This is a genomic window from Edaphobacter sp. HDX4, from assembly GCF_036877565.1.
In the GTDB taxonomy this organism is placed as follows: domain Bacteria; phylum Acidobacteriota; class Terriglobia; order Terriglobales; family Acidobacteriaceae; genus Edaphobacter.
On sequence record NZ_JAEDXW010000005.1, the window covers coordinates 235,244 to 260,863 of the forward strand.

Genomic DNA, 25,620 nt, shown 5'->3' on the forward strand with positions numbered 1-25,620 from the left:
CCCCTCGTAACCGAGTTCCAGGAACACCTCTGCAGCGACATCCAGCAGGCGATCTGTCCGCAGTTTCCCTTCCTGTTCCGGACCCCGAAGCTGCCAGCATCGCTGCGGGAGGGCAACGGGGAAAGCCAAAGATAGAGCGCTCCGAGTTGTTCATCTTCAGGGTCACGCCGATCTTAGGCCACAAACTGCATGAGCCTACCTATTGACCGATGTAATAGAGTGCAGAGTGTCGGCAGTCTCCGTTGTTTTGCGAGGCCATGTGATCGACAGCAGGGCCCCTCCTTCAGGACGGTTTGACGCCGACACGCTTCCACCATGTACATGCACTACTGCTTCGACAAATGCCAGCCCAAGCCCACGACCTTTCGATTCTCTTCCTTTTACCCTTTGTTCGAACATCTGGCGGCCAATCTCGGTAGCAAATCCTGGACCATCATCCTCCACAAGCAAGGTTGCGGTGGTTTCATTTGTAGTAAGTCGTATCGAGACTGTGCATGACGCGGGCAGATGGTTGAGTTCATTATCGAGCAGGTTTGCGATTACCCGATGAAGAAGAGCTGCGTCTGCCAGAACCTTAGCCGGACCAGCACTGCGCAGATGTACTCGAAGTCCTTTCTCGGACATACTGGGTTCGTACAGGTCGATCATGGCTCGAATCAGCTCATCGAGATCGACTTCTGCGAGAGAAAGCCTCAGAGCGTCAGCTTTCAATTCAGCAACATCGAGTGAAGTATTCAGGAACTCTGCTAATCGATCCAGCTCATCGATGGCCGAGACAATCGGCTCACTCTGCTCGACCTTGAGATCGCCCGACAGAACGATCTCGAGTTTCCCCCGAATCGCTGTCAATGGACTACGGAGGTCATGGGCCAGTGACTCCGTAATGGTGTGCAGTTGGTGTATCGAACTTTCTATTCGATCCAACATATGGTTGAGCGTTCGCGCCAGATGCCCGATCTCGTCGTTGCGTCTGTTGGTCGGAACTCTGCTGCTCAGGTCAGACTGTCCGATTCTGGATGCCGCTTCAGTGATCTCGCGAATATGACCAAGCATGCGTCTGGTCACGAAGAAGACAATTGCGGAACCGAAAAGTACAATAAGCAGCCACAGACCGAAGAAGCGGAGACGGAGGTTTCTTAGTACGCGTAATTCATCTCGCTCCGAGAGTCCGAGATAAATGTGACTCCCATCATCAAGTCGTACCGATGCTACTCGAAAAGGATGAACGAATCCTTTAACATCCAAGTCGTAGGGGACATCGGAAATGAACTTGCGCGCGCGAATCGCGGCTAAGTTTGGCATCCCGTTACCGGCACCTACCCAAAGCTTCAGCGTCCCCCTGTCCCCAGCCTGAAGAAAGAAGACGGAGTCATTTTCATTGCTGCTGGAGCGGAGTTTATCCGGCACCTCTCTGCTTGCAAGCTCTGCTACCTCTCCCACAACCCTACCGTAAAGTCGGTCTTTGGGCGTTCGACCCGCAACATCACCGAGGACCGCGACCTCTCCAGAGAGCCAAGCATCACTCCGCCGCTGAATGTCATTCGCTACAAAGCGATGCAGCATCGCAAAAACCAACATTGTCCCGATGGCAAATGCCAGCGTCGCCCACAGCGAGATACGCCATGCGGCGCTGTGCATGAGAGGCTTAACGGTCTTTGAGGACATAACCAATACCTCGTAACGTCTTGATCAGCGGCTCACGACCTTCCGTATCCACCTTGCCGCGTAGACGATAGATGTGTACATCTACGACGTTGGTGTCGGGTTGAATTCGCATTCCCCAAACTTCGGAGAGAAGCATAGATCGTGTAACAACTCGCCCGGCGTGTCGACAAAGGTACTCCAGAAGCACGAACTCTTGCGGGCTTAGATTTAAGACTTCTCCGCCCCGAGAGGCTCTGCGCCTGATAAAGTCCAACTCCAAATCCAGTACGCGCAATCGCGTAGCCTCTTCGCTCGCTGCCAGCTTGCGCCGCACCAAGTTGCGCAGCCTAGCTAACAATTCTGCAAGCGCAAAGGGTTTGGTCAGGTAGTCGTCTCCACCCTGTTCTAAACCCTTGACGCGGTCGTCGACTGATCTTCTGGCTGAAAGTATCAACACGGGACTGCTTACCCCAGATTGCCGGAGCTGAAGAATCAAATCAATCCCATCCTGATCCGGGAGGCCAAGGTCTACTACCAGAACGTCATACTTGCCTGCAGACGCAAGTTGAGACGCAATTCGCCCATCCTTAGCTGTTTCGACTTCGTAACCCGCATCGGCAAGGGGTTGCTTTAGGAAATCCTGAATCTCGGGTTCATCTTCGACCAGCAGAAGTCGCATAAATCATGGTAAGACAATTTGATTCATGAGTTGCATGCTCGAATAGACTGCAAGATGACGATTGTGTCATCTGCGTCCCCCTAGGCAATGAACGAGTCGGGAAACTCTATACCACGGCCAGGATAGCCGGAATAAGGACTCCTGCCGCAAGGGTGAGCAGAACGATCGATTTCCGGCGTGCATACTTCCAGCCCATTATGACGCCCGTACATGTCGATACGGCAACTGCAAGTGCTGTGGCAGCGAAGAATATCTTCATGGGAAACGAGTGGGTTGGCGGTGTGGCCGGGGATGCTTGCCTAGGCTTTGAGGTCTCAAGTTTTGGTCCATCGGGTTTCGTCCCATCAGACTTGGCCGAATTGGGTGGAGCAGCCTTTCGTGGAGGAAGGTAAAGCGTCCCCTTTTTATGCAATTGCGAGAGATGCACGAGGATGGGGGGAGGTACGTAGGAACTACCACGAGCACTCTCGTGCAGCCCGAACATCTGTAGACCACCCGTGATCGCGAAAAAGAGAATGGCCGGCGAGAAGAATAGTCCAATGTAGCGGTGTATTAGGCGGACAGATTTGAGTACTGCTGCGGATGTCATCTTGGCGTATCGACCTTGCAAATTCTAAGTGTCGGCAGAGCGCTGAATGCCGATTCCGAAAAACATTCGCGGTCGCGCATCTTGCTTTGCTGTTCTGTAACTTAGCATGTGGGCGGACGAAAATCAGGGGCGTACCGGTGATTCGGTTCTCCATGAACAAATCGTCATCCAATTCTCGTGCCGCAAAGTGCTATCAAAAGAATAAAAGTCTCGTCTCAACCAGTAACTGTTGTACTGAGCATACGGAGCCTGTTCTCTCAAGTAGTCGACTATCGCCGGATCGTCGTCTCTTCGTGGTCCAGCTTTCCCCAAGAGAAACGCGACATCTAATCCAATCCGGCTGAGGGCCTATTGTGCATGACTACGGCTTACCTGAATCGCATCGCCACTGCCGTACCAGAGCACGATGTGCATGACGACTTCGTTACGTTCGCAGAGAAGATGCTTGTCGACCCGCGGCTGCGCATGATTTTCCGCCGCATGGTGAGCCGCGCTGATATTGCGCATCGCTACTCATTCCTCGATCCGCAGAAAGGGCCCGGCGAATTTTCACCGCAAAACGCGAATGACTTTTATCAGTTCGGCAAGTTTCCGACCACGCCGCAGCGTATGAAGTTGTTTGAGCAGAGCGCTCCGGTGCTGATGCGGAATGCCGTGGACCGGCTTGCACTGAGTGAGGAAGAACGCGCTGGAACTACGCACGTGCTGGTGACCTGCTGTACAGGGCTCTATGCGCCGGGCCTGGACTTTGAGGTCATCGAACATCTCGGGCTTTCGGCGGACGTGGAGCGCACGATGGTTGGATTCATGGGATGCTATGCCGCGATTAATGCCCTGAAACTGGCGCGGCACATTGTGCGCTCAGATCCGAAGGCGGGTGTGCTCATGTTGAACCTTGAGCTGTGTACGCTGCACTTACAGGAGACCCAGGAGTTGGAGCAGTTGCTCTCGTTCTTGGTCTTCGCCGATGGCGCGGCGGCGAGTCTAATTACTGCGCGTAACCAAGGTTTGGCGCTGGACAGTTTCAAGGCGGTGATGGTGCCGGAGACACGTGATCTGATCACCTGGAAGATTCGCGGGCAAGGTTTCGACATGCTCCTTTCCGGGCAGGTTCCGGGAAAGTTGGGCCGCGCGCTGCATGAAGGAGAACTGATGGCCGCGCGTGATGGCATCGACCTATGGGCGGTGCATCCCGGCGGGCGATCGATTCTGGATGCGGTAGAAGAGGGACTGGAGCTGCCGGTCGATGCGTTGGCGGCGTCGCGCGAGGTTCTGTCCTGTTTCGGCAACATGTCGTCGGCGACAGTCATGTTTGTGTTGCAGCGGATGATGCAGCAGGCGCGGCCAGGTCAGCGCGGATGTGCGATGGCGTTTGGGCCGGGGTTGATAGCGGAGACGATGCGCTTCCATGTGGTCTAGTGCAGAGATCGACTTCAGTCGGCGGGTCTCTCCGCGTGAGTTGCCGGAGCTGATGGATGGAGACTGTAGTTACGAGGACTTCCGTGATTGCCTGCGCAGTCTGGGAACGGTCAATCGCTGGCTGCTGGGTTATCGACCGACGCTGTCTTGGCTGGAGCAGTTGCAGCTTGGATTGCGCGATCCGGTACACATCGTCGATGTGGGCAGTGGCGGCGGCGATCTACTGCGGCAGGTTGCAGGTTGGGCACGGGGTCGGGGCATTCCTGTGCAGCTAACGGGGATCGACTTGAATCCTTATGCTGCGCGTGCAGCAGCGGAGTCCACGCCGAAGGAGCTCGGAATCACCTGGGTGACCGGCGATGCAATGGTGTATCGACCGGAGAAGCAGATCGATATCGTCGTTAGTTCGCTGCTGGCACATCATCTGGAGGACGAGGAGATCGTTGCGTTGCTGAGGTGGATGGAAGCTGCCGCGAAGGTGGGTTGGTTTATCAATGATCTGGAGCGATCGGCGTGGAGTAGTCGAATGTTTGGGTGGGTGCGTTGGCACTGGCTGGTGCGGCATGATGGGCCGGTGTCGTTCCGGCGGGCCTTCCGGAAGGAGGATTGGGTACGCCTGCTGGCTGCCGCTGGGGTCCCGCGAGAGGCGGTGACGCTGGAGCGTTGGCGGCCGGGACGCTTGTGCGTGGGGCGGTGGAAATGAGGTCGGTGATTCTGGAGCCTCTCGCCCTTGTGGCACACATCATCACGTCTAACCATGTGAGAAGCGAATGATACCAACTTCCAACCTGTCGGCGCCCAGTTCCCCGGGTTCCAGATTCAAGACTATTCTCTGGGTCTCGCTTGGTCTCACCGTACTCTTCGTCTTCATTACCTCAGAGCTGCTCCTCATCACCGACTATCCGATGTACCACGCTTACCGTCTGCAGGTCATTGCCGACCGTCATCTCCTCATCCCGCATACGGTAGCTGGACTCTTCGCTCTTTTGATTGGTCCCATCAATTTCTCCTCGCGAATCCGCCAGCGTCACCTACAACTCCATCGCATCCTCGGCCGCGTCTACGTCATCTCAGTATTTGTTGGTTCCTTCACGGGCATCGGTCTCGCAGCCGGCCGTCCGGGTCTTCCCGGAACATCCATGCAGGCCGCCGCCTGGATGGTCTGCACCACCGCCGCCTTTATGACCGCGCGCAACCGCCAAATCGCACAGCACCGTCAATGGATGGCGCGCTCCTATGCAGTTACCTTTACCTTCGTCTCCAGCCGCGTGCTCAACCTCTGGCCCCGCTACTGGAGCCACCTAGGCGACGTCTTATCCGCCGTCGGCGTGATTGCGTTTACGCTTGCCTCCCTGCTGATCGTGGACCTCGGCCTTAGCTGGCGCGAGCTCACCACTCGTCGTAATTGATTCGTCAGCTAAGAGGTCCTCAGATTTTCAGGGCATCGCCATGATCGTTGAAGATCCACATTTCGCGTCTGTGATCTGGATTTGTAAAATATACCTACTTCCCGAAGCTGCTCCCCACCAGGTCCGAGCTGACTACAGGTCCGTACCCACCCAGCTGTCCAACAACTACCAGTACCGCAGGCTCTTCACCCTCCCGCACCCACACCATCACATCCTTCGGCTGAAGGCCGATCAGGCGCGCAATCACCCCCACGATGCCGCCCAACTCGGGATGGATACGAAACACGGTCGCCTTGAGGGTCTGTCCGGCCAAGTGAACCGTCTGCTCGTCCTCCGGCGAGATCAGGAGCCGAATCAACCGCCCGCCGCCGACTGGCGCCAGCATCCCCACTCGAAACGGGGTCGTATTGTGCGGCACGTTCAGCAGCAATGTCCCAACGAAGCCATTCGCCAGGTCATCCGGCAGGTCCATATGTTTGCTCTCGACGTGTATCTTGCCATTCTTGTCTATCGTGCGGCTGGTCACTATTCGGGTAGCGGCTTCCACCGTAAAGTCGATGGGCTTTGTAAAGTACGGCCCTTTCTGTATGTGATGGTTGCGCACTAACCGAAATGTACCCCGCTGCTGGTACGTCGTCGCCTCATCATCGATTGATCCATCGACAAAGTGATAGGTCAGGCGCATCGTTACTTCATCGCCCTGCACGACCTGCGAAAACTCACCACGGGCGATGGTTTTTCCATCCTCGGAGCGGACCACCATAAACCGGTGCATCGGCCTTTGGATATGTTTCACTGAAACAGGTTCAGCCGCGGCAGTGGCACACAAAGTCATCGCAAAGAAAGCTGCTACCAGAGCATCGTTTCTCTTCATCAAATACCTCGTTCTACACCTTAGACGGCTCCCTCCGGCTCGCGCCCCAACTCCAAAATGACGATTTGTACAGAATGACTTTCCGAACTAATTTCTCGACGTCTACTAGAACTATGGAGTCCTCTACAAATTGATTAGTTATCTGTTGAGTTCGGAGGGAAGGCTTTGCAAGACGAAGTACTGATACTCGGTGGTGGCGTGGCAGGCTGTGCGGCTGCGATCGCACTCGCTCGAAAGGGACGAAGCGTCACCTTGATCGAACGCGAGCCAACACCTCGCCATAAGGTCTGCGGAGAGTTCCTAAGTGGAGAGGCTCTTGAAGATTTGCATGCGCTCGGCATCGACGTTGCCTCGCTAGGTGCCGTGCCCATCAACTACGTTCGTCTCGCGGCCGCCAGGCGCGCCGCGGAAGCGCCGTTGCCTTTTCCCGCTGCCTCGCTCACACGTAAGGCGCTCGATACAGCGCTCCTTGCCGAAGCCGTCGCGGCTGGAGTCCGCTTAGAGCGCGGTCGCAGTGTGCAGTCCCTCAGCCGTGGTACAGACAATATCTGGCGGGGTAGGCTTGATGACGGCACTACCAGAGAAGCTCCCACCGCTTTTCTCGCCACGGGCAAGCACGATCTGCGTGGCCACAGTCGCCCGAAGGACCCTCACCAATGGGTCGCCTTCAAGATGTATTACCGTCTGTCTGCCTCCCAGACCGCTGACCTCGCGAACGCCTCCGAGTTAACGCTCTATTCCGGAGGCTACGGAGGTATCCAACCGGTGGAAGACGGCATTACGAACTTCTGCTGTGTGGTGCAACGGCGGTATTTTGCACATTCAGGTCTTCGCTGGGAGGGCCTCCTTGCGAAGATGAAGCAGGACTGTCCCCACCTGGCGATGCGGCTTGACGGTGCGGAACCGCTGCTCCACAAACCGATCACCATCACACATATTCCATACGGTTACATCCGGCGCGCAACCGAGGAGGGGCTCTACTGTATCGGCGATCAGGCAGCCGTAATCCCCTCGTTCACCGGCGATGGCATATCCATCGCTCTGCACACTGCCCGCCGTGCCGCCACTGCCTATCTTGCCGCGGAGCCGGCGTTGGTCTTTCAGCCAAAACTAGGCGCCGCAATGTTGCCCCAGATGCGACTTGCTAAGGTCGCCGCCGATGGCTTAAATAACGCACTCGCGCGCGCTGTACTACCGTTCTGCCTCAGGGTCTGGCCCGGCGCGATGCGCGTAACAGCCAGACTCACGCGTGTCGCCCAGCCCGCCGCAGTTGCTCCACAAGCATTCGCCAACTGAAATCGAGACACGCCAAAACAACTCGACAGTTAAGCCTCTAGGGGGAGATGATGCAATGAAATCCTTCGCAGTCGTAGCCCTTGCGCTCACATTCGCTACAGCCGCACTAGCCCAGAGTCAGACCTTCGCTGTCAATCCCGATTCCAGCGAGGTCAAGATGAAGCTAAACACGACGCACGAGGTCGTCAACGGCACGTTTCACATTCAATCCGGATCAATTGAGTTTGACCCCAGCAATTCTAAGATGTCGGGATCGGTGGTGGTACTGGCCAACAGCGGGAAGACCGGTAACGAAAGCCGCGATAAGAAGATGAATAAAGACATTCTCAAAGTGGACCAGTACACGACTGTCTCTTTTGAGCCCAAAACCTACGCCGGGATAATCGCGCCACAGGGAGACTCAACCATTCAGGTGAGCGGAGTGTTCACCCTACTTGGCAATCCTCACGACCTGACGATTTCGATGCAGATTCACATCGATGGATCGAAGGCAACGGCGAGGGCGCAATTCGTCGTTCCCTATGTTCAGTGGGGTCTCAAGAACCCGAGCTTCATGTTCTGGAGAGTTGAGAGTGAGGTCGCTATGGACCTCAACCTAGTTGGCCAGGTTTCCAAGTAAACGATTCGTGAAGAACACAATTGCGAGTATCGATGGTGTAGAGGAATTTTGACTTTCATATTACCTCCGGGACAAATCGCACCACACTCAGGTGACCATACGTCCACTTCAACTTAGTGAACCGTCTCTCGGAGCATGTGATGGAGATCACCGTTGCCGCCTTCAGAGATGCGTTTTTGATATACCTTATGGAGATTCCCACTAGAGGACTTGGATCTCGCTCTCTCCCTTCGCTAGACGGGACTTCCTTGATCACGCCTCAGTAAGTTGTTGAAGTTTGATTCGTCTCCATGCCGAGGACGATGCGCGCTTTGGAAAGGGCGCACCGGCAGCCATGCGAGGACTCCTGGAACAACCTGTCGAACTAGAATTCTTTGCTGTGGGGGACCGCGCAAACGAGCGACGGTCACTTATTCGCTTCGCCACAACGCGGAACGATCTGTACCCCTCAAGTCGCGGACTAGTCGAAATGCCATCAAACTGGCGAAATGGTGACACACAGGCGTTTGACACCTCCGCCTCCGGGATGCTCGGTCGCCGAGGTCATAGCGCAAGTATATGGAAGGAATGCCACTCAAGCGGCGCAGCTGACTGACTGACCGACCCGTCGGGAATGGCATTGCATTTGCAAGTAGCAATGGCGGCGCCTGCTGTGCCTGAGAAATCAAGGGACCTTGTGAATGCGACGGCGAATCGGTTGTAAAGACGGAATCCCGTCGCCATTGCCATTGAATCGGCGGCCCGTTGATCTTTTTGCGCAGGGGTGAATGTGGAGATATCGGGTCGATGTGATCGGGCTCAGCCCCATTGCGCGACACACCGGAGTTCGCGGCGGGTCATCAATTTATTAGAAAAGGAAGCGCTATACCTTGTGGATCGTCAAAGTCGCACTCGACCGGCCTTACACGTTCATCATCCTGGCACTGCTTATACTCCTGCTCAGTCCGGTTGTTATCCTTCGTACGCCGGTAGATATCTTTCCCAATATCAATATCCCCGTGATCGCGATTTCCTGGACTTACTCAGGCCTGAACCCGGAGGAGTTCGAGGGCCGGATTACCCTGCCGTACGAAAAGGTCCTCACCACGCTGGTCGATAACATTCAGCATGTCGAGTCCACCACTTACAACGGCATGAATGTGGTCAAGGTCTACTTGCAGCCGGGATCAAGTCTCGAGACGGCGAACGCACAAGTCACGGCGGCTTCGCAATTCATTCTCAGGCAACTTCCGCCGGGGGAGCAGCCGCCTCAGGTCATCAACTTCAGCGCCTCGAGTGTGCCAATCCTGCAGCTTGGGGTCTCGGGGAGGGGCCTGAACGAGCAGCAGTTGAATGATTACAGTTCGAACTTCATCCGCCCACAGCTCATCACCGTGCCGGGGGCTGTTGTTCCTACTCCCTATGGCGGCAAACAGCGTCAGATCATGGTCAATATGGACCAGAGGCTGATGCAGTCGAAGGGCCTCGCGCCGAGCGATGTTCTAGGGGCGCTGACGGCGCAAAGCATGGTGTTGCCCTCCGGCACCGCAAAGATCGGACAGAGTGAGTACGACATACTGAACAACGTAGCTCCGCACACGATCGAGGAACTGAACAACCTCCCCATCAAGCAGGTAGATGGAGCGATGATCTACATGCGCGATGTGGCCATGGTAAGCGATGGCTTTCAGGTGCAGACCAACATTGTTCGCCAGGATGGGCATCGGGGCGTGCTGGTTTCTATCTTGAAGGCCGGCAATGCTTCCACTCTGAATGTGGTCAAGGGTGTCCGCGCCATGCTGCCCTTCGTTGCGAGCCTCGTTCCATCGCAGCTTCGGATGGTTCCGCTTTCGGACCAATCCGTCTTCGTTCGTTCGGCAGTTACCGGAGTGCTCCGCGAGACTGTTATAGCCGCGGCTCTGACAGCACTGATGATCCTGTTGTTTCTGGGAAGCTGGCGAAGTACGATCATCATCGCGATTTCGATACCGCTGTCGATTCTCAGTTCTGTGATCATCCTGAGCTTGCTCGGAGAGACGATCAACACCATGACGCTCGGCGGCCTTGCCTTGGCGGTCGGTATCCTGGTGGACGATGCAACGGTGACGATCGAGAATATCGAGCGGTTTCTCGAAGAAGGGCATGGCCTGCGTGAGGCGATCGTGGACGGCGCTGCTCAGATTGCGGTGCCGGCCCTGGTCTCCACACTTTGCATCTGTATTGTGTTCCTTCCAATGTTCTTCCTGGGCGGTGTAGCGCGCTATTTGTTTGTTCCCCTTGCTGAGGCAGTAGTCTTTGCGATGCTTGCCTCCTACTTACTGTCTCGGACTCTGGTTCCAACTTTGGCAATCTACTTGTTGAAAGCGAAAGATCATAGCGTTTCGGGAAATCTCTTCACACGTTTTCAGCGCAGGTTTGAGAGTGGATTTGAGCGCGTACGTCGTGGCTATCAGCTGCTGCTGACCAGGCTCGTGCTTTACCGGCGTGCCTTTGTGCCTGTCTTCCTTCTGCTTTGCCTCTCTGCATTTTTGTTGGTGCCGTGGTTGGGCCAGGATTTCTTTCCGAGCACAGATGGGGGCAACTTCATTTTGCATGTGCGAGGAAAGACGGGGCTGCGTATCGAGGAGACCGCGCGGCTATGCGACTTAGTCGAGCAATCGATCCGTCAAACCATTCCCGCCGGCGAACTGGACAACATCCTGGACAATATCGGCCTGCCCTATAGCGGCATGAACACAATGCATCTTACCTCCGGCATTATTGGGGCAGGTGATGCTGATGTGATCGTGACTCTCAAACCGAATCACCAACCTACCGCGAGCTATATGCGTGATTTACGCGCGCGCCTGCCGCGGCAATTTCCGAGTGCCACCTTTTATTTCCTTCCCGCCGATATCACAACCCAAATCCTGAACTTTGGGCTTCCCGCGCCGATCGACGTCCAGTTCCGTGGAAACGATGTCAGGGCCAGCGCAAAGCTTGCGGCTGACCTTGAGAACCAGTTGCGACAGGTACCGGGTTTGGTTGACCTTCGCGTGCAACAACCCATGGACTATCCGACCTACCACGTAGATATAGACCGCACCAAGGCCGAGCAGGGCGGATACGCCGCCCGCGATGTGGGCCAGAGCATGCTCAATACCCTCAGCGGGAGCTTCCAGATCTCTCCAATGTTCTTTCTGAACTGGAAAAATGGCGTTAACTATCAGTTAGTCGCGCAAACGCCGCAATACCGAATGCAGTCCGTTCAGGACCTGCAAAATATCCCAGTCAATGTATCCGGCGCTAAGAATCCAGAAATCCTGGCTGATGTTGCATCGATCCACCGCGGGGACGAGATGGCGGTCATCTCCGAGTACAACATGCGCCGTGTAGTCGACATCTACGGCGCGGTGCAGGGGCGGGACCTGGGAGGAGTCAGTCACGATGTTGCGCGGATTGTGAATGCCTCAAAGAAGAATCTGCCGGTGGGAACCTCCATCGAGATCCTTGGACAGGCGGACACGATGCGCAGTTCCTACATTTCTCTTATTGGCGGATTGCTCTTTTCCATCGTGCTCGTCTACATGCTGATTGTGGTCAACTTCCAGTCGTGGCTTGACCCCTTCATTATCATCACTGCGTTGCCTGCAGCACTGGCGGGTATCGTCCTGTTCCTCTTCTATACGCACACGACGCTCAGTGTCCCCGCGCTGATGGGCGCCATCATGTGCATGGGGGTGGCTACGGCAAACAGTATTCTGATGATCTCCTTCGCGAAGATCCGTTACGAGGAACATCGGGATGCAGTTCTTGCGGCGATCGAGGCAGGGCAGACACGCTTCCGCCCGGTATGCATGACAGCCTTTGCGATGATTATCGGCATGATTCCGATGGCCCTCGGTCTGGGGGACGGCGGCGAACAGAATGCCCCACTGGGACGCGCGGTGATCGGCGGATTGATGTTCGCGACCGTCGCCACTCTTGTCTTTGTACCGGCTGTATTTGCGTTGTTACACGGCCGCAAGTCAGGTGGCAAACAACAGCTCGCATTACAGAAAGCTAGTCAACCTCTGCACGCCTAAGATGGAGCGTCTTTTATGGAAACGACTAATGAACAGAAGAGCCTTGAAACTACTGATGAAAAATCCACTCCGGTGGATGTCGCCAAACGGGGTTCCAACCGGGCGGCCGTGATTTCCGGCTTCGGTTTCGCAATACTCATCGCTATCGTAACGTTTTGGGGCATTCACACCAGATCAGTTTCCGGCGTGGCGCTGGCGAAGGACACGCGAGCAGCCGCAATCCTATCAGTAGACGTCGTTCACCCTTCCTTGGGCACTAAGTCCTATGAAGTCGTATTGCCCGCAAGCGTTCAGGGCTTCACCGATAGTCCGGTCTACGCGCGAACAAGCGGCTATCTCGAGCATTGGTACACCGATATCGGTACTCATGTGAAGAAGGGCCAATTACTCGCCGACATCCAAACCCCGGAACTCGATCAACAGGTGCAGCAGGCACAGTCTGACCTGGCAACAGCGCAGGCGAACTATCAGCTTGCTCAGATCACTGCTGAGCGTTGGCAGAAACTGCTGCTGAAGAACGCCGTTTCCACACAGGAGCGCGATCAGGCCAGCGGCGACTTGAATGCAAGGCGGTCTGCGCTGTCCGCGCAGGAGGCAAATGTCCGGCGATTGCAGCAGTTGCAAGGTTTCGAGAAGATATATGCTCCGTTCGATGGCGTCATCACGGCCAGAAATACCGATATCGGTGATCTGATTCAGGGCGGAGAAAATACCCGTCCCGAGGAACTATTCCATCTCAGCTCCGTGGATCGCCTGCGTGTCTTCGTGCCTGTGCCTGAGATCTATCAAAGCGCTTTGCATTCCGTACGACAGGTTGGCCTCTCATCCGACGCTTATCCCAAGGAACGGTTTATCGGGACCATCGCACGCAGTTCAGAGGCCATCGATCCCCTCTCGCGCACATTGAGAGTCGAGGTGGACATTGAGAATCCGAAGATACTCCTGCTTCCGGGAGCCTATGTATTTGTGCATCTGCCATTGTCGGCAGCCTCTCAGTCACCCACTATCCCGTCGAATGCGTTGCTCTTTCGTCAGGAAGGTCTGCGTGTCGGTGTTGTCCGTGACGGGCGTGTCCAACTGGTCCCGATCAGCATCGACCATGACTATGGAGACACGGTAGAAGTGATCGCCGGTCTGTCTCCTGAGGATCAGGTTGTCTTGAATCCTTCAGATTCGCTGGTGAGTGGTACTCGGGTTGAGATAAACAAGAATACTCAGACGGGGCCAGCAGAATGAGATCGAACCAAACCCTCGCTGCCACAATGGCAGCTCTGCTTCTGACGGGTTGTGCGGTGGGTCCTAATTACAACCGGCCCTCCGTTCCGATCGCACCTGGATACAAAGAAGCTCCTCCCGCTTCCTTCAAGGACCAGGATGGCTGGAAGGTGATTCAGCCGAGCGATGCGCAGGTCAAAGGCAACTGGTGGGAATCATTTGACGATCCTCAACTGAACTCCCTTGAAGCGAAGGTGGATGGAGCCAATCAGACGTTGAAGATGGCGGACGCGAATTTCCGGGCCGCACATGCCAATGTGAGCGTCTATCGCTCAGCAGAGGCGCCGACCATTGGCATTGCGCCGAGCATATCGGCCGTCCGCGACTCGGCCCATCAACCGTACCTTTCACCGACTATAGTCAACGGCGGTGAAGGGAATTTCACCTTACCGCTGGAGCTAAACTACGAGATCGATCTTTGGGGCCGCATCCACCGGCAGGTAACCTCGGCCCGAGAGCAGGCACAGGCAAGTGCCGCTGATCTTGCCAATACACGGCTAAGCCTGCACGCGGAGCTTGCCATTGACTATATGGAGTTGCGGAGTGCCGACGCGCAAATCCAATTGCTGCGCAATACAGTCAAGGCCTATACAGATGCCGTAAATCTGACGAAAGATCGCTTCGAGGGAGGGGCCTCGCCGCTATCGGATCTTACACAGGCGCGTACGCAACTCAACTCCGCGCGGGTTATAGAGACAGACATCTCGGTGACACGCGCTCAGTACGAACATGCCATAGCGATTCTAATCGGAGTGCCGCCGGCACAATTCAGTTTGCCTTCCACCCCGCTTAATCTCCAGCCGCCAAAGATGCCGGACATTCCGGGTACGTTGCCTTCTGAATTGCTGGAGAGAAGGCCCGACATTTCCGCGAGCGAGAGACAGATGGCTGCTGGGAATGAGCAGATTGGCATCGCCCAGGCAGCCTTTTATCCCACGCTTAGTTTGAGTGCCGTCGCGGGCCTGCAGGGAACTTCCGCGTTGAACTGGTTCACTTGGCCGAGCCGCTTCTGGGCTGTGGGTCCCACTTTCTCAGAGACGCTCTTCGACGCGGGACGTCGCCGCTCTGTACGAACGATGGCTTCAGCGAACTACGATGCCACTGTTGCCAATTACCGGCAAACGACACTGACGGCATTCCAACAGGTGGAGGACAATCTTGCCGCCTTACGCATTCTGGAAGCCGAAGCTCAGCAACAGCATGAATCGACGGATTCCGCAGAGCAGTCACTGGACCTGTCACAGGCCCGTTACGAAGGCGGCGTCGATACGTATCTGCAGGTAATCACATGGCAGACCGCTGCCTTGAATAATGAGCGAAATGACATCGATATTATGCGGCGCCGTATGGAGGCAAGTGTGATTCTGATCAAGGCGCTGGGTGGAGGATGGAGCACAGGGCAACTACCTACATACTGACACTCTCATTTCTTGAATTGGTTCTGAATTATTGTGAAGGAGTCATAATGTCCATCCCTCTTCGAGAGTTTGGCAAAACAGGCGTCCGGATCTCCGCACTGGGTCTGGGCGGTCATCATCTTGGTGGCGCGAAAGATGAGAAAACCGCGATTGAAATTGTCCACCGCGCACTCGACGGGGGCATCACCTTTTACGACAATGCCTGGGAGTACTATCGCGGCAAAACTGAGTCCTGGCTCGGCCTGGGCCTCAAAGGGCGGCGCGATAAAGCCTTCGTCATGACCAAGGTCTGCACTCACGGCCGCGACGGTTCGCTCGCCATGCAGATGCTCGAACAATCGCTGCGCCGTCTTCAGACCGACCACCTCGACCTCTGGCAGATTCACGGCGTTGTCTTTCAGAATGATCCTGAACTGTTCATTCGTCCCGGTGGCGCGGCAGAGGCGCTGCTCAAAGCGAAGCAACAGGGCAAAGTTCGCTTCGTCGGCTTCACTGGCCATAAAGACCCTGACGTGCATCTCGCCATGCTCAACACCGGCTTTCCCTTCGACTCAGTTCAGATGCCGCTGAATGCTTTTGATGCCACTTATTTTATGAGCTTCGAGCAGAAGGTTCTGCCCGTTCTCAACCAGCGTGGGATCGCGCCATTAGGTATGAAGCCTATCAGCGGACATGGGGAACCGGTGCAGATGGGTGTCCTTACTGCCAGGGAAGCGCTGCGCTACGCGATGAGTCTTCCTGTGGCCTGCACCATTTCCGGGGCCGAAGAGATGCACATTCTCGCGCAGAATCTTGAAATCGCACAAAATTTTGTATCGATGATCCCTGCTGAGATGCAGGCGCTGCGCGACCGTTGCCGCCAATATGCGGCGGATGGGCGTTTCGAGATGTACAAGAATTCCCTTAAATTTGATAATCCTGAAGCCCGGCTGGTCCACGAATACCCTCTCGACACGGCGCAGGCCGAGGTCAAGGACATGATCAACGAAGCAGCCAACACTGGCCACGCATGGCCCCAGGTTTAGGGCGTGTGAATAGATATCAGCTGGAAACCCCAGTTGGAAGAGAAGTTCAGACAATTCCGTGCTGTCATCATCGGCGTTACAACGAACAGCAACCCTACATGGTAACCAGGTATCGACCGTTATGAATGACAACAACCCCAAAACCGGACCTGAGGTAAGCCGGAGAGGCTTCCTGAAGGGCGCAGCGATAGCAGGAGTTTCCGCCGTGATTTCAGCCGAAAAGATTCCCACCGCAGTCGAAACCCATAACGAATCCGATGTCGGTAGCTTCCAGGCGCAAAGGCGGCCTCTGGGCCGGACCGGGCTCGAATGTTCGATCCTGGGCATGGGCGGCTTTCATCTCGGTACCGTTGCTGATCAGGCTGTGGTGAACAATATGGTTGCCAAAGCCATCGATCACGGCATCAACATCTTCGACAATGCCTGGGAGTTTCACAGAGGCCTCAGCGAAGAGAAACTCGGCATCGCCCTCAAAGGCAAACGAGACAACGTCATCGTCATGAGCGCCGTCTGCACGCAGCGTGATCGGGAAACTGCGATGCGCATGCTGGAAGCGTCGCTTACTCGTCTGCAGACCGATCATCTCGATGTCTGGCAGATTCACGAGGTTATCTACCACAATGACCCCGAACTGATCTACGCGCACGATAGTGTTCTCGATGCCCTTAACAAGGCAAAGCAGCAGGGGAAGGTTCGCTTCGTGGGATTTAACGGACACAAGCACCCGGCGATCAATCTGGAGATGCTCAACCGCGGCTATGCTTTCGATGTTGTCCAGATGCCTCTCAATCCACTGGACCCTGGCTTCCGCAGCTTTGAAAAGAATGTCCTGCCGGTCGCCACTCGGCGCGGGATGGCGGTCTTGGGAATGAAGAGCATGGGCGGTTCCGGCGAGACCATCTCGAAGGGCGCATTGACCCCCTCTGAAGCGCTTTGCTACGCCATGAGCCTGCCCGTCGCCACGACCATCAGCGGCATAGATTCCACGGAAGTGCTCGACCAGAATCTAGCGATCCTGCGCGACTTTAAGCCGCTCTCCGCCGATCAGATGCAGAAGCTCCGCGACTACGGCAAACAATTCAATGATGGCCGATACGAACTCTACAAAAGCACGCTGAAATACGACAGCGATCTTGGCCGCGGTCAACACGGTTATCCCTCAGTCGCTGAACTTCCCTTGTGAGGGTGCGCGGATGTGTGGCCGTTGACAGCGGTTCATGCGAACCGCTCCATCCAATGGCTGGCTGAGAAAATCGACATACGCGAACTACAGAAGCAGGCCGGAGTTTGATCGGGCCGACTTAACGAATTGTTTTCGCTGATAGTTTCGGCGGTGCGATGCCGCTCTGCGTATCGTAGAGCGACTGTGCAGGATCGAGCTCTGGGTTTCCGTCTACGGTAGAAATCGTGAAGATACGGATTTTATCATTGTTCGGAAGCTTGAGTGTCTTTGGGCTGCCAGACACCTCGATCGGATAGGCAAAGAGGGAGGAGTAACGATACGGCTGGTTGAGCCCATCGGCAGTGTGTTGATGGGGAGCGTACCATGCAAGGTCAGCGGGTTTTACATATCCTGATTGGACACCGATGTAGTCTTCTGGATATTTTGCTCTAGACTCGTGAACAAAGCCGATTCGGATGGGCGATTTTTACAACAGTTGAGAGGACTGGATGCAATTCCATGGAGTGTGCTTCCTTCCGTCCACTGCGGCTTTACACACGGTGAAAATATAAAACGGCCGTCTTGCTTCTGCGCCGATATTTGGATTATAATGCTCGACCTAGGAATGCGCAGTAGCCGATGCGAAGGTGACTGCCACCTCCCAAGATCTATCCCGGGTGATGTGAACATCTGGATACTGGTTGATCATTTCTAAACTTTCAGAATTGAAACAAGTGACCTGCGTCGGACAGCCCTAATGCTGTGGCGGCACACTTGTTGTCTCCGAGTGAATTTGGATGTCGGGCCATCATCACGTATCGTCCGGTCGATATGGGAAGAGCCAGCACTCTTGGCTCTTAGGATCTTCCACAACGACAACCCGCAAAGGGGGACTCTATGAAGCGAATTTTGGCAATAATATCGATGGTCGTCCTTTGTGTATTTGGGCTCTGCATTTTGATGTCGCGTGTCAGGGTGTCGGCGCAGAGTACACTCGCACGCCCAACCCCGCCAACACGGATTTACAACCCCTACCCACCCGGAATTCTCCCGTCAAATTTGGATGCAGAGCTTGCCAGGGTTCGGTTTGAAGTGGATCTCATCGAAGCCAGAGCATTTGCACGGTGGAAAGACTTGACGCCCCCCACCCTGGGGAATCAGCCGCCAATCCTTGAGAATACCGGCACCGAGGCAATAGAAACCCTCGGCGAGTTGATGAATTACGACCACAACATATCTCCGAACAGAAACGTAGCATGCGCCTCGTGCCATATGCCGTATGTGGCTTTTAGTGGACCAATCCCGTCCGTCAATCTGACGATGATCGCATATCCTGGAACGGTTCACTATCGCGCCGGCAAGCGAACAGCGCAGCGATACTCGTATGCACCATTTTTCCCTGTGCTTCAGTACAACCAATCACAGGGCTTCCTTGGCGGAAATTTCTGGGACTCACGCGCCACAGGATACAAAATAAGGAACCCCGACGCCGAACAGTCGCAGGGGCCTCCTGTTGACACCCAGGAAATGGGCTTCCCTGACACGGCTTGCATCGTTTTTCGACTCTCCCAATCCCCATACAGACATTTGTTCGAAGAGGTATTTGGCGCAGACTCGTTTGACATTAGGTGGCCGCACGACACAGAAAAGATTTGCGCAACGCCTGGAGGAGCCTCAGTTTTTGAAGGGAGCACCACGCCGGTGAACCTTAGTCCGGCAGACCGCACCAAGTCAAACAACGATTACGATCATTGGGCACAGTCCCTGGATGCATACGAGGAATCCGTACAGGTCAGCGCCTTCTCCTCGAAGTTCGACGCCTTCCTGGCCAACAAGTACACGTTCACTGCAGACGAGGCGGCAGGTTTCGCATTGTTCAACGGAAAGGGCAATTGTAATTCGTGCCACGTCGACGGAAAAGGAACCGCTCGAACCTCAGCTCAGACCGACAGCAGCACGCAGCCCAGCGGGGCGCCAATATTCTCCTGCTTCGGCTCGTCAAACTTAGGCCTGCCGCTGAATCCCAGAGATGCCTTCTTTTATCAGACCACGCCGGATTCCTTCGGGTTCACTGCCAATCCCATAGGATTCGCCTTTAGAGATTTGGGACTCGGGGAGTTCCTGCGGAGCGGTTACGCTACCTGGTCCAGCCCGAACGCGAGTTGGAGACAATATGCGGCAGCCTCCGACGGTCAAATGCAGGTCTCTTCCGCGCGCAATGTCGCTTTGGCACCGCCACAGTGCACTGGAGGAACGGAGGCTCCGGGACCCTATTTCCAGAAGGAGTTTTTCCACAACGGCTACATCAAGAGCCTGAAGCAGCTCGTCCACTTTTACAACACACGCGACTTGTATGCGTTCCCTGTCACTTCCGGACACTGCCCGTCAGGAACGATCGAGAGAGTCAATTGCTGGCCGATGCCCGAGGTCAAGAACAATCTAAACATGACAACCGGTAACCTGGGCTTGACGGATACGGAGGAGAACCAGATCGTTGCATTTCTGAAAACACTCAGCGACGGCTACCTGGTACCTTACCCCAACAGCGACACCTTTGTCGGACAGTGTATGACCGGCGGGACGGCCGCGACTCAAGGCAACGACTCTCTGATCCCGACTCCGTCACTTCCGGCTTGCTCATCGGAGGTCTGCGGCCTCACACCCCTACCGAGTCCGCCTATTCCGTAGCGCGGAACGTAAACACCGGGGATGCGACGAGCGGAAGCAAAGTAGGAACGCATGGGGGCCGCCTCTGGCCTCCATGCGCTTTTCGTTTGTCCTGCGTAGGTGCAAATTAAGTGATGGACGGGAGATACTTCTATGAAGAGGCCGCTTGCGAAATTGGCGATCACGGTTACGGCTGCTCTCCTCCTGTACCCAACCTCACTGGCCGCTCAGGCGAGTCCGACTACTAAAAAGGCCGCGCGCGTCAGCATCAAGCACGGCCCAGAACTCGAATTAGCTAGCGACCATTTGGCGATTATCAGGTGGACAAGCAATAATCCCGGGGGCTCGCCCGAGCATTACGGCATCGTGCACTATGGTACGGATACTAAGAACCTGAGCGAGACGGCGAAATCTCCAATCAGGCTGAACCCGGGGCATCCCGACACCGTCTTTCGCGTGCGCGTCGACGACCTCAAGCCCAAGACAACCTATTACTACACGGTTGAGTCGATGGGGGCCGATGGCACGAACGATGGGGTCAAAGGCCCGATCAAGCATTTCACCACAGCTAAAGCTCCTAACATCGATGCTAGCCAATCTCGCTAGCGTCTCTGTGCTTGTACTCGAAAGTGAATTTCATCCACCAACAGTAGCGCCTGCGGACACAGCAGAGCGGAAGCCTTGCCAACCACCATTTGATAATCGATCCGTGCTAAGCTCCGAATGTGCCGTATGGTTCCTCCATAAGCAGCGCAACATCTGCACGAGCAGTATTTACTCCTATCCATACCATCATCATTTGCAAATAGTAGTACTCGCATGCCGCACATACCTCCTCGTCACCCTACCGAGTGAGTGCACATAGGCTGCCACGCGAGCGGGAGGGGTTTAAGTAGCTATAACTGAAGATTTCCTAAACAGCGATTAGTAGATAGCTCAATCGTGCTGTCGGTTGAAGGGTTCCCCGATTCGGGCAAGTCTCATAGTACGCTCCTAAAACGACAACACACTCGCCACACGACAAATCATCGACCAGGGGTTGACGGGCAATTCACGATCAACCGCTTTTAGGGATACCACTCAGCCCAACGTTTCAACAGCCAGAGACCAATGCCCTCGGTCAGGAACAGGGCTGCCTAGACAAAGCTACCCAATCCAAGGTCCTTCATTCTGTTGGGAGAGATGTGTGCGGCCTTCCGAAGTGCATGATCGACGTATCGATTGCCTGGATCCAGGCCGAGCATTGCGACCCAATGGTTCAGCACCGTCGGCACGTCATTGTGGATCAGTTTGAGCATGCCGACGCCGACCACGATCAGGAGAGTCGCCTTTAGCAGCTTAAATACCGCGATCAGCCGGATCAATCCACTTTGAGAGGTCTTCATGTAAATGCCACCGCGATGCCCAACGTTTCCAATCAATACGATGCGACCTGGCGCACACGGAAGTGTCGCACGTACTAAGCCGGTCTTTGAGTGAGTAGGCGATTTCGCAGCAAGTAAGCACTTCCGGTTGGCGACTCGCCCCACAGCTGTGATGACGAACAAGTTGCTCCTAAATCGAGAGTTAGATGTAGAACATCTTGTCCCGCGTACTGTTCCGGATTCCGTTAAGTTCACAACTTTTTGCAATTTGTTGCGTCGCCGTGACACATCGCCGAGTTTCCCCGCTTAGTCTTCAATCCGAGGGAAACGGCAGCTCCTCCACGCAAACGCACAGGGCGCCTTCCGAAAGCACATATGGCTAAGTCTCAAGTTCGACGTTTGTCCGAACGGCCACGCATGCTGATGTTCATGCTGGGAGTCATGCTGCCTGCGGCAGCGTTCATTGTGGCCGGTGTATGGCACTTGAGGACTATACAGCGTGACAAAGCGATCGAGGCTGTCTTTCAACGGGAATATCAACAGGTCTTAGCCATCGCCGAAAAGCGGATTGATGGGCGCGCATATGAGATCGCCGAGGAAGCCAGCGCGAGATTTCCCCATGCGAGTCAAGGCGACAAACTCGAGGGTTTCCTGGTGTCGCACCCAGACATTGCACATGCATTCGTGTGGACCGGGAAAGGCCACCTTGAGAGTCAGTCTCAACCTGATCGGATGAGCAATCCCGAGTTTGCTGACGAAGGCAAGAAGTTCTCATCCATGATCGGACCCTGGTTTGATCTGGAGTCCAAAGACTGGATCGCCAAGCTTAAGAAGATCGAGGCGATGGAAGGGAGGCACGTCTACATCACCTCCAACTGGGTAACCAGGGACGACAAGATGCAGTATCAGTCTTTGGTGGTATTTATGCCTCGCGGTTCGACTGCGGAGCATCCCGCTCTGGGAGGTTTTGTCTACGATACGGACTATCTGAGTAACAAGTTCTTTCCGCAAGCGCTGAACGAAGTGCTGCCAAATCAGAACAAGAACGATACCTCCCATCCTCAACCAGTGATGATGGTACGGACTGCAAAGGACCACACTCCTTTGGCCGCTTCGATTTGTTGGGATGGAGGCTCGCCTGAAGTAGAGCGGGGTTTTGACAGTGTCTTTCCTGGACTGATCCTTGGAATCAAGCTGCGCGGGACTACGATCGCGAACATCAGCGACCACTTTGTGCGGGCGGCATTTCTTATTCTCGGAGCGCTTTCGCTGCTCATGGGTGGAGGAATGCTACTCGCGTACCGAAACGTCGCGCGAGAACTTGCACTGGCGAAATTGAAATCCGATTTTGTCTCCAACGTCTCGCACGAACTGAGAACACCTCTGGCGCTCATTCGCCTTTACGCAGAGACCCTCGAACTGGGACGCCTGTCCAACCCGGGAAAGCGTCAGGAATATTACGAGATTATTCGCAAAGAGAGTGAGCGGTTGAGTTCGCTGATCAATAATATTCTTGACTTCTCGCGTATCGAATCAGGCAAGAAAGAATACGATTTCCGCCAGACCGATGTGGCAGATCTGGTACGCGGCACGCTGGAATCTTATCGTTTTGAAATCGAGCAAAACGGGTTTCAGTTCGAACAGAAGATCGATAGCGATCTGCCCCAAGTGTGTGTGGATCGTGAAGCTATTGCGCGTTCGCTACTGAATCTGGTGAACAACGCAGTGAAGTATTCGGCGACAGAGAAATATCTTGGTGTAAACCTCTACCGGCACAATGGTGGCGTCAACCTTGAGGTCGTCGATCACGGAATCGGCATTTCCGAGAAGGAGCAGCCCAAAATCTTCGAGAAGTTCTATCGAGTATCCGATCCGCTGGTGCATGACACCAAAGGAAGCGGACTAGGGCTGTCTCTCGTGCGCCACGTCGTGCAGGCGCATGGAGGTGAAGTTGCAGTTGAAAGCGAGCCCGGTCGCGGCAGCAAATTCATCATTACTCTGCCGCCGCAGACTGCAGACGTTCAGCAGGCGAAAGGGATGTCGGCATGAGACAGCAAGAGAAGGCGAAGAAAGCTGAATCACCCAGGCCAGCGAGAATTCTTGTCGTGGAGGACGAACCCAATATGGTGGCTGGACTTCGAGACAATTTCGAGTTTGAAGGATACGAAGTGATTACAGCGGGCGATGGAATGGAAGGCCTTAAGCGAGCCTTGGAAGAGTCCCCCGATCTTGTGGTCCTGGATGTCATGATGCCCCGGATGAGCGGACTGGAGGTATGCAGGCAGTTACGCGCTCAACGCGGTTCGATCCCGATCATCATGCTGACTGCCCGCGGGCAGGAATTAGACAAAGTGGTGGGTCTCGAACTCGGCGCGGACGACTATGTGACCAAGCCGTTCTCAATTCGCGAGTTGCTGGCGCGAGTGAAGGCCGTGTTACGACGAACGGCAGTCCTTCCCAAAGATCAGGACCAACACTCCTTTGGCGACGTGGAAGTCGATCTGCGTCATCAACGAGTGCTTAGATCAGGCAAGGCTCTCGAGATTTCGTCTAAAGAATTCGAGCTGTTGAAGTATTTCATCTGTCATTCAGGAGAAACGCTCAGTCGCGATCGTCTTCTGGAAAAGGTTTGGGGATACGAGAATTTTCCAACTACCCGGACGGTGGATACACATCTAGTACGTCTGCGTCAAAAGCTCGAGCCCGATCCAGAACAACCACGGTACTTCCTCACAGTGCACGGAACCGGTTATCGGTTCGTGGGTTAAAACATCAATCAGATCGGAAAGAGTTGAACTATGAGCGACAGCAGACTACTACCGAGAAGTGAAGGCAAGTTCCGGACGAACGGCGGGAGACAAAATGACAGCATGCCCCAATCCTCAATCGTGGCGTTGATGCCGCCACCGAGATCGAGTGTGCCACTACGGGACGAGGTTGAGTCACTTCTGCGAGAGAGACTTGATCTCCATTCAGACCTGTTCGAGGCCGCGCAGATCCAGCGCAAGCTAAGCGGCCCGCGTGAATTTCGCCACGGCAGTTTACAGTTCGCAAGCGAGGTGTTCGCGGCTCGCTTTATCTCAGGGGATTTCACGACGTTTTTGAAAAGCGGTTCCCTGGTTCTTATGGCGCACGGAGACATTGCCGGTAAAGGTGTTGCGGCTGGGATGTGGTTCACTAATCTGGCAGCACTTTTGCAATGTTACGGCGATCCTTATTCTGACCCTGCAAGGATCGCGTCGGAGATCAATCGTCACCTCTGCTATCTGCGGCCGGTTGCGCCATTCGCAACGGCCTTTCTCGCGCGGATTGACTGTCAGCTTGGGGGACTGACCTACTGCAATGCCGGCCATTTCCCGCCAATAGTGCTTCGCGCGGATGGGCGGACTGAGCTGCTTGAGAGGGGCGGCCCTTTGTTGGGTGCTATCGAAGGCGCGAAATTTGAGTTGGGTGAACTGATTCTCGAACCCGGGGACACGCTCGTCGCATACTCAGATGGTGTACTTGAATGCCGCAACACCTCAGAAGAAGAGTTCGGGTTGGATCGGATACTAACGGCATTGAAATACGCCGATTCGTCATCGGCTCAGGGCACCCTCATGATGCTTCTTGGTACGTTACAGGACTTCGCAAACGGTAGTCCGCTTTGCGACGACGTCAGTTTGACAGTGATTCAACGGGACGCGAAATGCCAACATCCACTTGCTGGATGATTCGTATTCAGCGCCCATCTTGTAGAACAGCGCAGTCCATCGCAGTTGCAGCATCCTAAAGAGCTGTCCTTTGAAACACTCTTGCCTGGTTGTTGCTTGAGCGGGAATGGAGTGGCAGTTGGTGTGAACAGGGCAAATCACGTTTCGAGAGCCGCCGAGTCTGGAAACGTGCATTGGCGATTTATCACTCATCGACAACGACCGGTACCGATAGGTCGACGTGTCTTCAGCCATGACTCAGCTGGAGACACGGGGGTTGTGAGGGCTTCCCGGTGAGTCGTTCGTTACGTCTGAGCTTCGTCCCCACCTCATACAAACTTTTTCGTTGGCTGAGGAAGAAGAACCGCCTTGGTCCCTGGCTGCGTTTCGTACTCCATGGCTTGTTGTATCTGGTCCAGGGAAAACGTCTTGCCCACCTTTGTCC

At 55.1% G+C, this 25,620-nt stretch carries 19 protein-coding genes; 15 read left to right on the plus strand and 4 right to left on the minus strand.

Annotated elements, in window-relative coordinates:
- Positions 1-195: 195 nt before the first annotated feature.
- Together JAO29_RS07630 and JAO29_RS07635 are read right to left on the minus strand one after the other, a co-directional pair.
- The gene (locus JAO29_RS07630; RefSeq protein ID WP_334267600.1) at positions 196-1,407 is read right to left on the minus strand and encodes an ATP-binding protein; all 1,212 of its coding nucleotides are present in this window, start codon (positions 1,405-1,407) and stop codon (positions 196-198) included.
- 238 nt (positions 1,408-1,645) lie between these two features.
- Positions 1,646-2,323 carry a response regulator transcription factor gene (locus JAO29_RS07635; protein WP_334267601.1) on the minus strand — a complete coding sequence of 226 codons (678 nt, stop codon included), beginning with the start codon at positions 2,321-2,323 and terminating at the stop codon, positions 1,646-1,648.
- 946 nt (positions 2,324-3,269) lie between these two features.
- On the opposite strand from JAO29_RS07635, the gene JAO29_RS07640 reads away from it, so the two are divergent.
- From JAO29_RS07640 to JAO29_RS07650, 3 genes are all read left to right on the plus strand, one after another.
- Positions 3,270-4,331, plus strand: a complete 1,062-nt coding sequence (locus tag JAO29_RS07640) for a type III polyketide synthase (RefSeq protein ID WP_334267602.1) — start codon at positions 3,270-3,272, stop codon at positions 4,329-4,331.
- Positions 4,321-5,034 carry a methyltransferase domain-containing protein gene (locus tag JAO29_RS07645; RefSeq protein ID WP_334267603.1) on the plus strand — a complete coding sequence of 238 codons (714 nt, stop codon included), beginning with the start codon at positions 4,321-4,323 and terminating at the stop codon, positions 5,032-5,034. Before JAO29_RS07640 ends, JAO29_RS07645 begins: the two co-directional genes overlap by 11 nt.
- Positions 5,035-5,101: 67 nt before the next feature.
- On the plus strand, positions 5,102-5,740 hold the full coding sequence (locus JAO29_RS07650; RefSeq protein ID WP_334267604.1) for a DUF2306 domain-containing protein: 639 nt from the start codon (positions 5,102-5,104) through the stop codon (positions 5,738-5,740).
- Between the two features lie 94 nt (positions 5,741-5,834).
- Here the strand turns inward: JAO29_RS07650 and JAO29_RS07655 are convergent, their stop codons facing one another.
- Positions 5,835-6,614: a hypothetical protein gene (locus tag JAO29_RS07655; RefSeq protein ID WP_334267605.1), complete on the minus strand. Its 780-nt coding sequence runs from the start codon at positions 6,612-6,614 to the stop codon at positions 5,835-5,837.
- A 165-nt stretch (positions 6,615-6,779) separates the two neighbouring features.
- Between JAO29_RS07655 and JAO29_RS07660 the strand changes: the two genes are divergently transcribed.
- From JAO29_RS07660 to JAO29_RS07700, 9 genes are all read left to right on the plus strand, one after another.
- Positions 6,780-7,910 carry an NAD(P)/FAD-dependent oxidoreductase gene (locus JAO29_RS07660; protein ID WP_334267606.1) on the plus strand — a complete coding sequence of 377 codons (1,131 nt, stop codon included), beginning with the start codon at positions 6,780-6,782 and terminating at the stop codon, positions 7,908-7,910.
- 55 nt (positions 7,911-7,965) lie between these two features.
- A complete protein-coding gene (locus tag JAO29_RS07665) occupies positions 7,966-8,529 on the plus strand; it encodes a YceI family protein (RefSeq protein WP_334267607.1) in 564 nt (187 codons plus the stop codon).
- 869 nt (positions 8,530-9,398) lie between these two features.
- Positions 9,399-12,572 carry an efflux RND transporter permease subunit gene (locus tag JAO29_RS07670; RefSeq protein ID WP_334267608.1) on the plus strand — a complete coding sequence of 1,058 codons (3,174 nt, stop codon included), beginning with the start codon at positions 9,399-9,401 and terminating at the stop codon, positions 12,570-12,572.
- Between the two features lie 15 nt (positions 12,573-12,587).
- Entirely contained in the window at positions 12,588-13,808 is a 1,221-nt protein-coding gene (locus tag JAO29_RS07675; protein WP_334267609.1) for an efflux RND transporter periplasmic adaptor subunit, read from the plus strand.
- Positions 13,805-15,265: an efflux transporter outer membrane subunit gene (locus tag JAO29_RS07680; RefSeq protein WP_334267610.1), complete on the plus strand. Its 1,461-nt coding sequence runs from the start codon at positions 13,805-13,807 to the stop codon at positions 15,263-15,265. Before JAO29_RS07675 ends, JAO29_RS07680 begins: the two co-directional genes overlap by 4 nt.
- Positions 15,266-15,312: 47 nt before the next feature.
- Positions 15,313-16,290 carry an aldo/keto reductase gene (locus JAO29_RS07685; protein ID WP_334267611.1) on the plus strand — a complete coding sequence of 326 codons (978 nt, stop codon included), beginning with the start codon at positions 15,313-15,315 and terminating at the stop codon, positions 16,288-16,290.
- Positions 16,291-16,411: 121 nt separating this feature from the next.
- A complete protein-coding gene (locus tag JAO29_RS07690) occupies positions 16,412-17,473 on the plus strand; it encodes an aldo/keto reductase (protein ID WP_334267612.1) in 1,062 nt (353 codons plus the stop codon).
- 939 nt (positions 17,474-18,412) lie between these two features.
- The gene (locus JAO29_RS07695; protein ID WP_334267613.1) at positions 18,413-20,140 is read left to right on the plus strand and encodes a cytochrome-c peroxidase; all 1,728 of its coding nucleotides are present in this window, start codon (positions 18,413-18,415) and stop codon (positions 20,138-20,140) included.
- Between the two features lie 132 nt (positions 20,141-20,272).
- Complete coding sequence (locus tag JAO29_RS07700; protein WP_334267614.1) at positions 20,273-20,725, plus strand: fibronectin type III domain-containing protein; 453 nt, start codon at positions 20,273-20,275, stop codon at positions 20,723-20,725.
- A 530-nt stretch (positions 20,726-21,255) separates the two neighbouring features.
- On the opposite strand, the gene JAO29_RS07705 is transcribed toward JAO29_RS07700, so the two are convergent.
- Entirely contained in the window at positions 21,256-21,504 is a 249-nt protein-coding gene (locus JAO29_RS07705; RefSeq protein WP_334267615.1) for a DUF2127 domain-containing protein, read from the minus strand.
- Positions 21,505-21,858: 354 nt separating this feature from the next.
- Here JAO29_RS07705 and JAO29_RS07710 point away from each other — a divergent pair, with 354 nt between their 5' ends.
- The 3 genes from JAO29_RS07710 to JAO29_RS07720 all read left to right on the plus strand — a co-directional run bounded on the left by JAO29_RS07710 (position 21,859) and on the right by JAO29_RS07720 (position 25,196).
- Positions 21,859-23,532: a sensor histidine kinase gene (locus JAO29_RS07710; RefSeq protein WP_334267616.1), complete on the plus strand. Its 1,674-nt coding sequence runs from the start codon at positions 21,859-21,861 to the stop codon at positions 23,530-23,532.
- Positions 23,529-24,251, plus strand: coding sequence for a response regulator transcription factor (locus JAO29_RS07715; protein WP_334267617.1), 723 nt, complete (start codon positions 23,529-23,531; stop codon positions 24,249-24,251). The genes JAO29_RS07710 and JAO29_RS07715 overlap by 4 nt, the downstream gene beginning before the upstream one ends.
- A gap of 102 nt (positions 24,252-24,353) precedes the next feature.
- Positions 24,354-25,196 (plus strand): PP2C family protein-serine/threonine phosphatase, encoded by an 843-nt coding sequence (locus tag JAO29_RS07720; protein WP_334267618.1) that lies wholly within the window; start codon positions 24,354-24,356, stop codon positions 25,194-25,196.
- The last annotated feature ends 424 nt before the right edge of the window (positions 25,197-25,620 follow it).

Bases quoted from the DNA above. Each gene is read 5' to 3' on its own strand.
- JAO29_RS07680 (WP_334267610.1), top strand. From the start codon at position 13,805: ATGAGATCGAACCAAACCCTCGCTGCCACAATGGCAGCTCTGCTTCTG.
- JAO29_RS07665 (WP_334267607.1), top strand. From the start codon at position 7,966: ATGAAATCCTTCGCAGTCGTAGCCCTTGCGCTCACATTCGCTACAGCC.
- JAO29_RS07705 (WP_334267615.1), bottom strand. From the start codon at position 21,504: ATGAAGACCTCTCAAAGTGGATTGATCCGGCTGATCGCGGTATTTAAG.
- JAO29_RS07720 (WP_334267618.1), top strand. From the start codon at position 24,354: ATGCCCCAATCCTCAATCGTGGCGTTGATGCCGCCACCGAGATCGAGT.
- JAO29_RS07650 (WP_334267604.1), top strand. From the start codon at position 5,102: ATGATACCAACTTCCAACCTGTCGGCGCCCAGTTCCCCGGGTTCCAGA.
- JAO29_RS07690 (WP_334267612.1), top strand. From the start codon at position 16,412: ATGAATGACAACAACCCCAAAACCGGACCTGAGGTAAGCCGGAGAGGC.
- JAO29_RS07675 (WP_334267609.1), top strand. From the start codon at position 12,588: ATGGAAACGACTAATGAACAGAAGAGCCTTGAAACTACTGATGAAAAA.
- JAO29_RS07645 (WP_334267603.1), top strand. From the start codon at position 4,321: ATGTGGTCTAGTGCAGAGATCGACTTCAGTCGGCGGGTCTCTCCGCGT.
- JAO29_RS07700 (WP_334267614.1), top strand. From the start codon at position 20,273: ATGAAGAGGCCGCTTGCGAAATTGGCGATCACGGTTACGGCTGCTCTC.
- JAO29_RS07715 (WP_334267617.1), top strand. From the start codon at position 23,529: ATGAGACAGCAAGAGAAGGCGAAGAAAGCTGAATCACCCAGGCCAGCG.
- JAO29_RS07695 (WP_334267613.1), top strand. From the start codon at position 18,413: ATGTCGCGTGTCAGGGTGTCGGCGCAGAGTACACTCGCACGCCCAACC.
- JAO29_RS07710 (WP_334267616.1), top strand. From the start codon at position 21,859: ATGGCTAAGTCTCAAGTTCGACGTTTGTCCGAACGGCCACGCATGCTG.
- JAO29_RS07640 (WP_334267602.1), top strand. From the start codon at position 3,270: ATGACTACGGCTTACCTGAATCGCATCGCCACTGCCGTACCAGAGCAC.
- JAO29_RS07635 (WP_334267601.1), bottom strand. From the start codon at position 2,323: ATGCGACTTCTGCTGGTCGAAGATGAACCCGAGATTCAGGATTTCCTA.
- JAO29_RS07685 (WP_334267611.1), top strand. From the start codon at position 15,313: ATGTCCATCCCTCTTCGAGAGTTTGGCAAAACAGGCGTCCGGATCTCC.
- JAO29_RS07655 (WP_334267605.1), bottom strand. From the start codon at position 6,614: ATGAAGAGAAACGATGCTCTGGTAGCAGCTTTCTTTGCGATGACTTTG.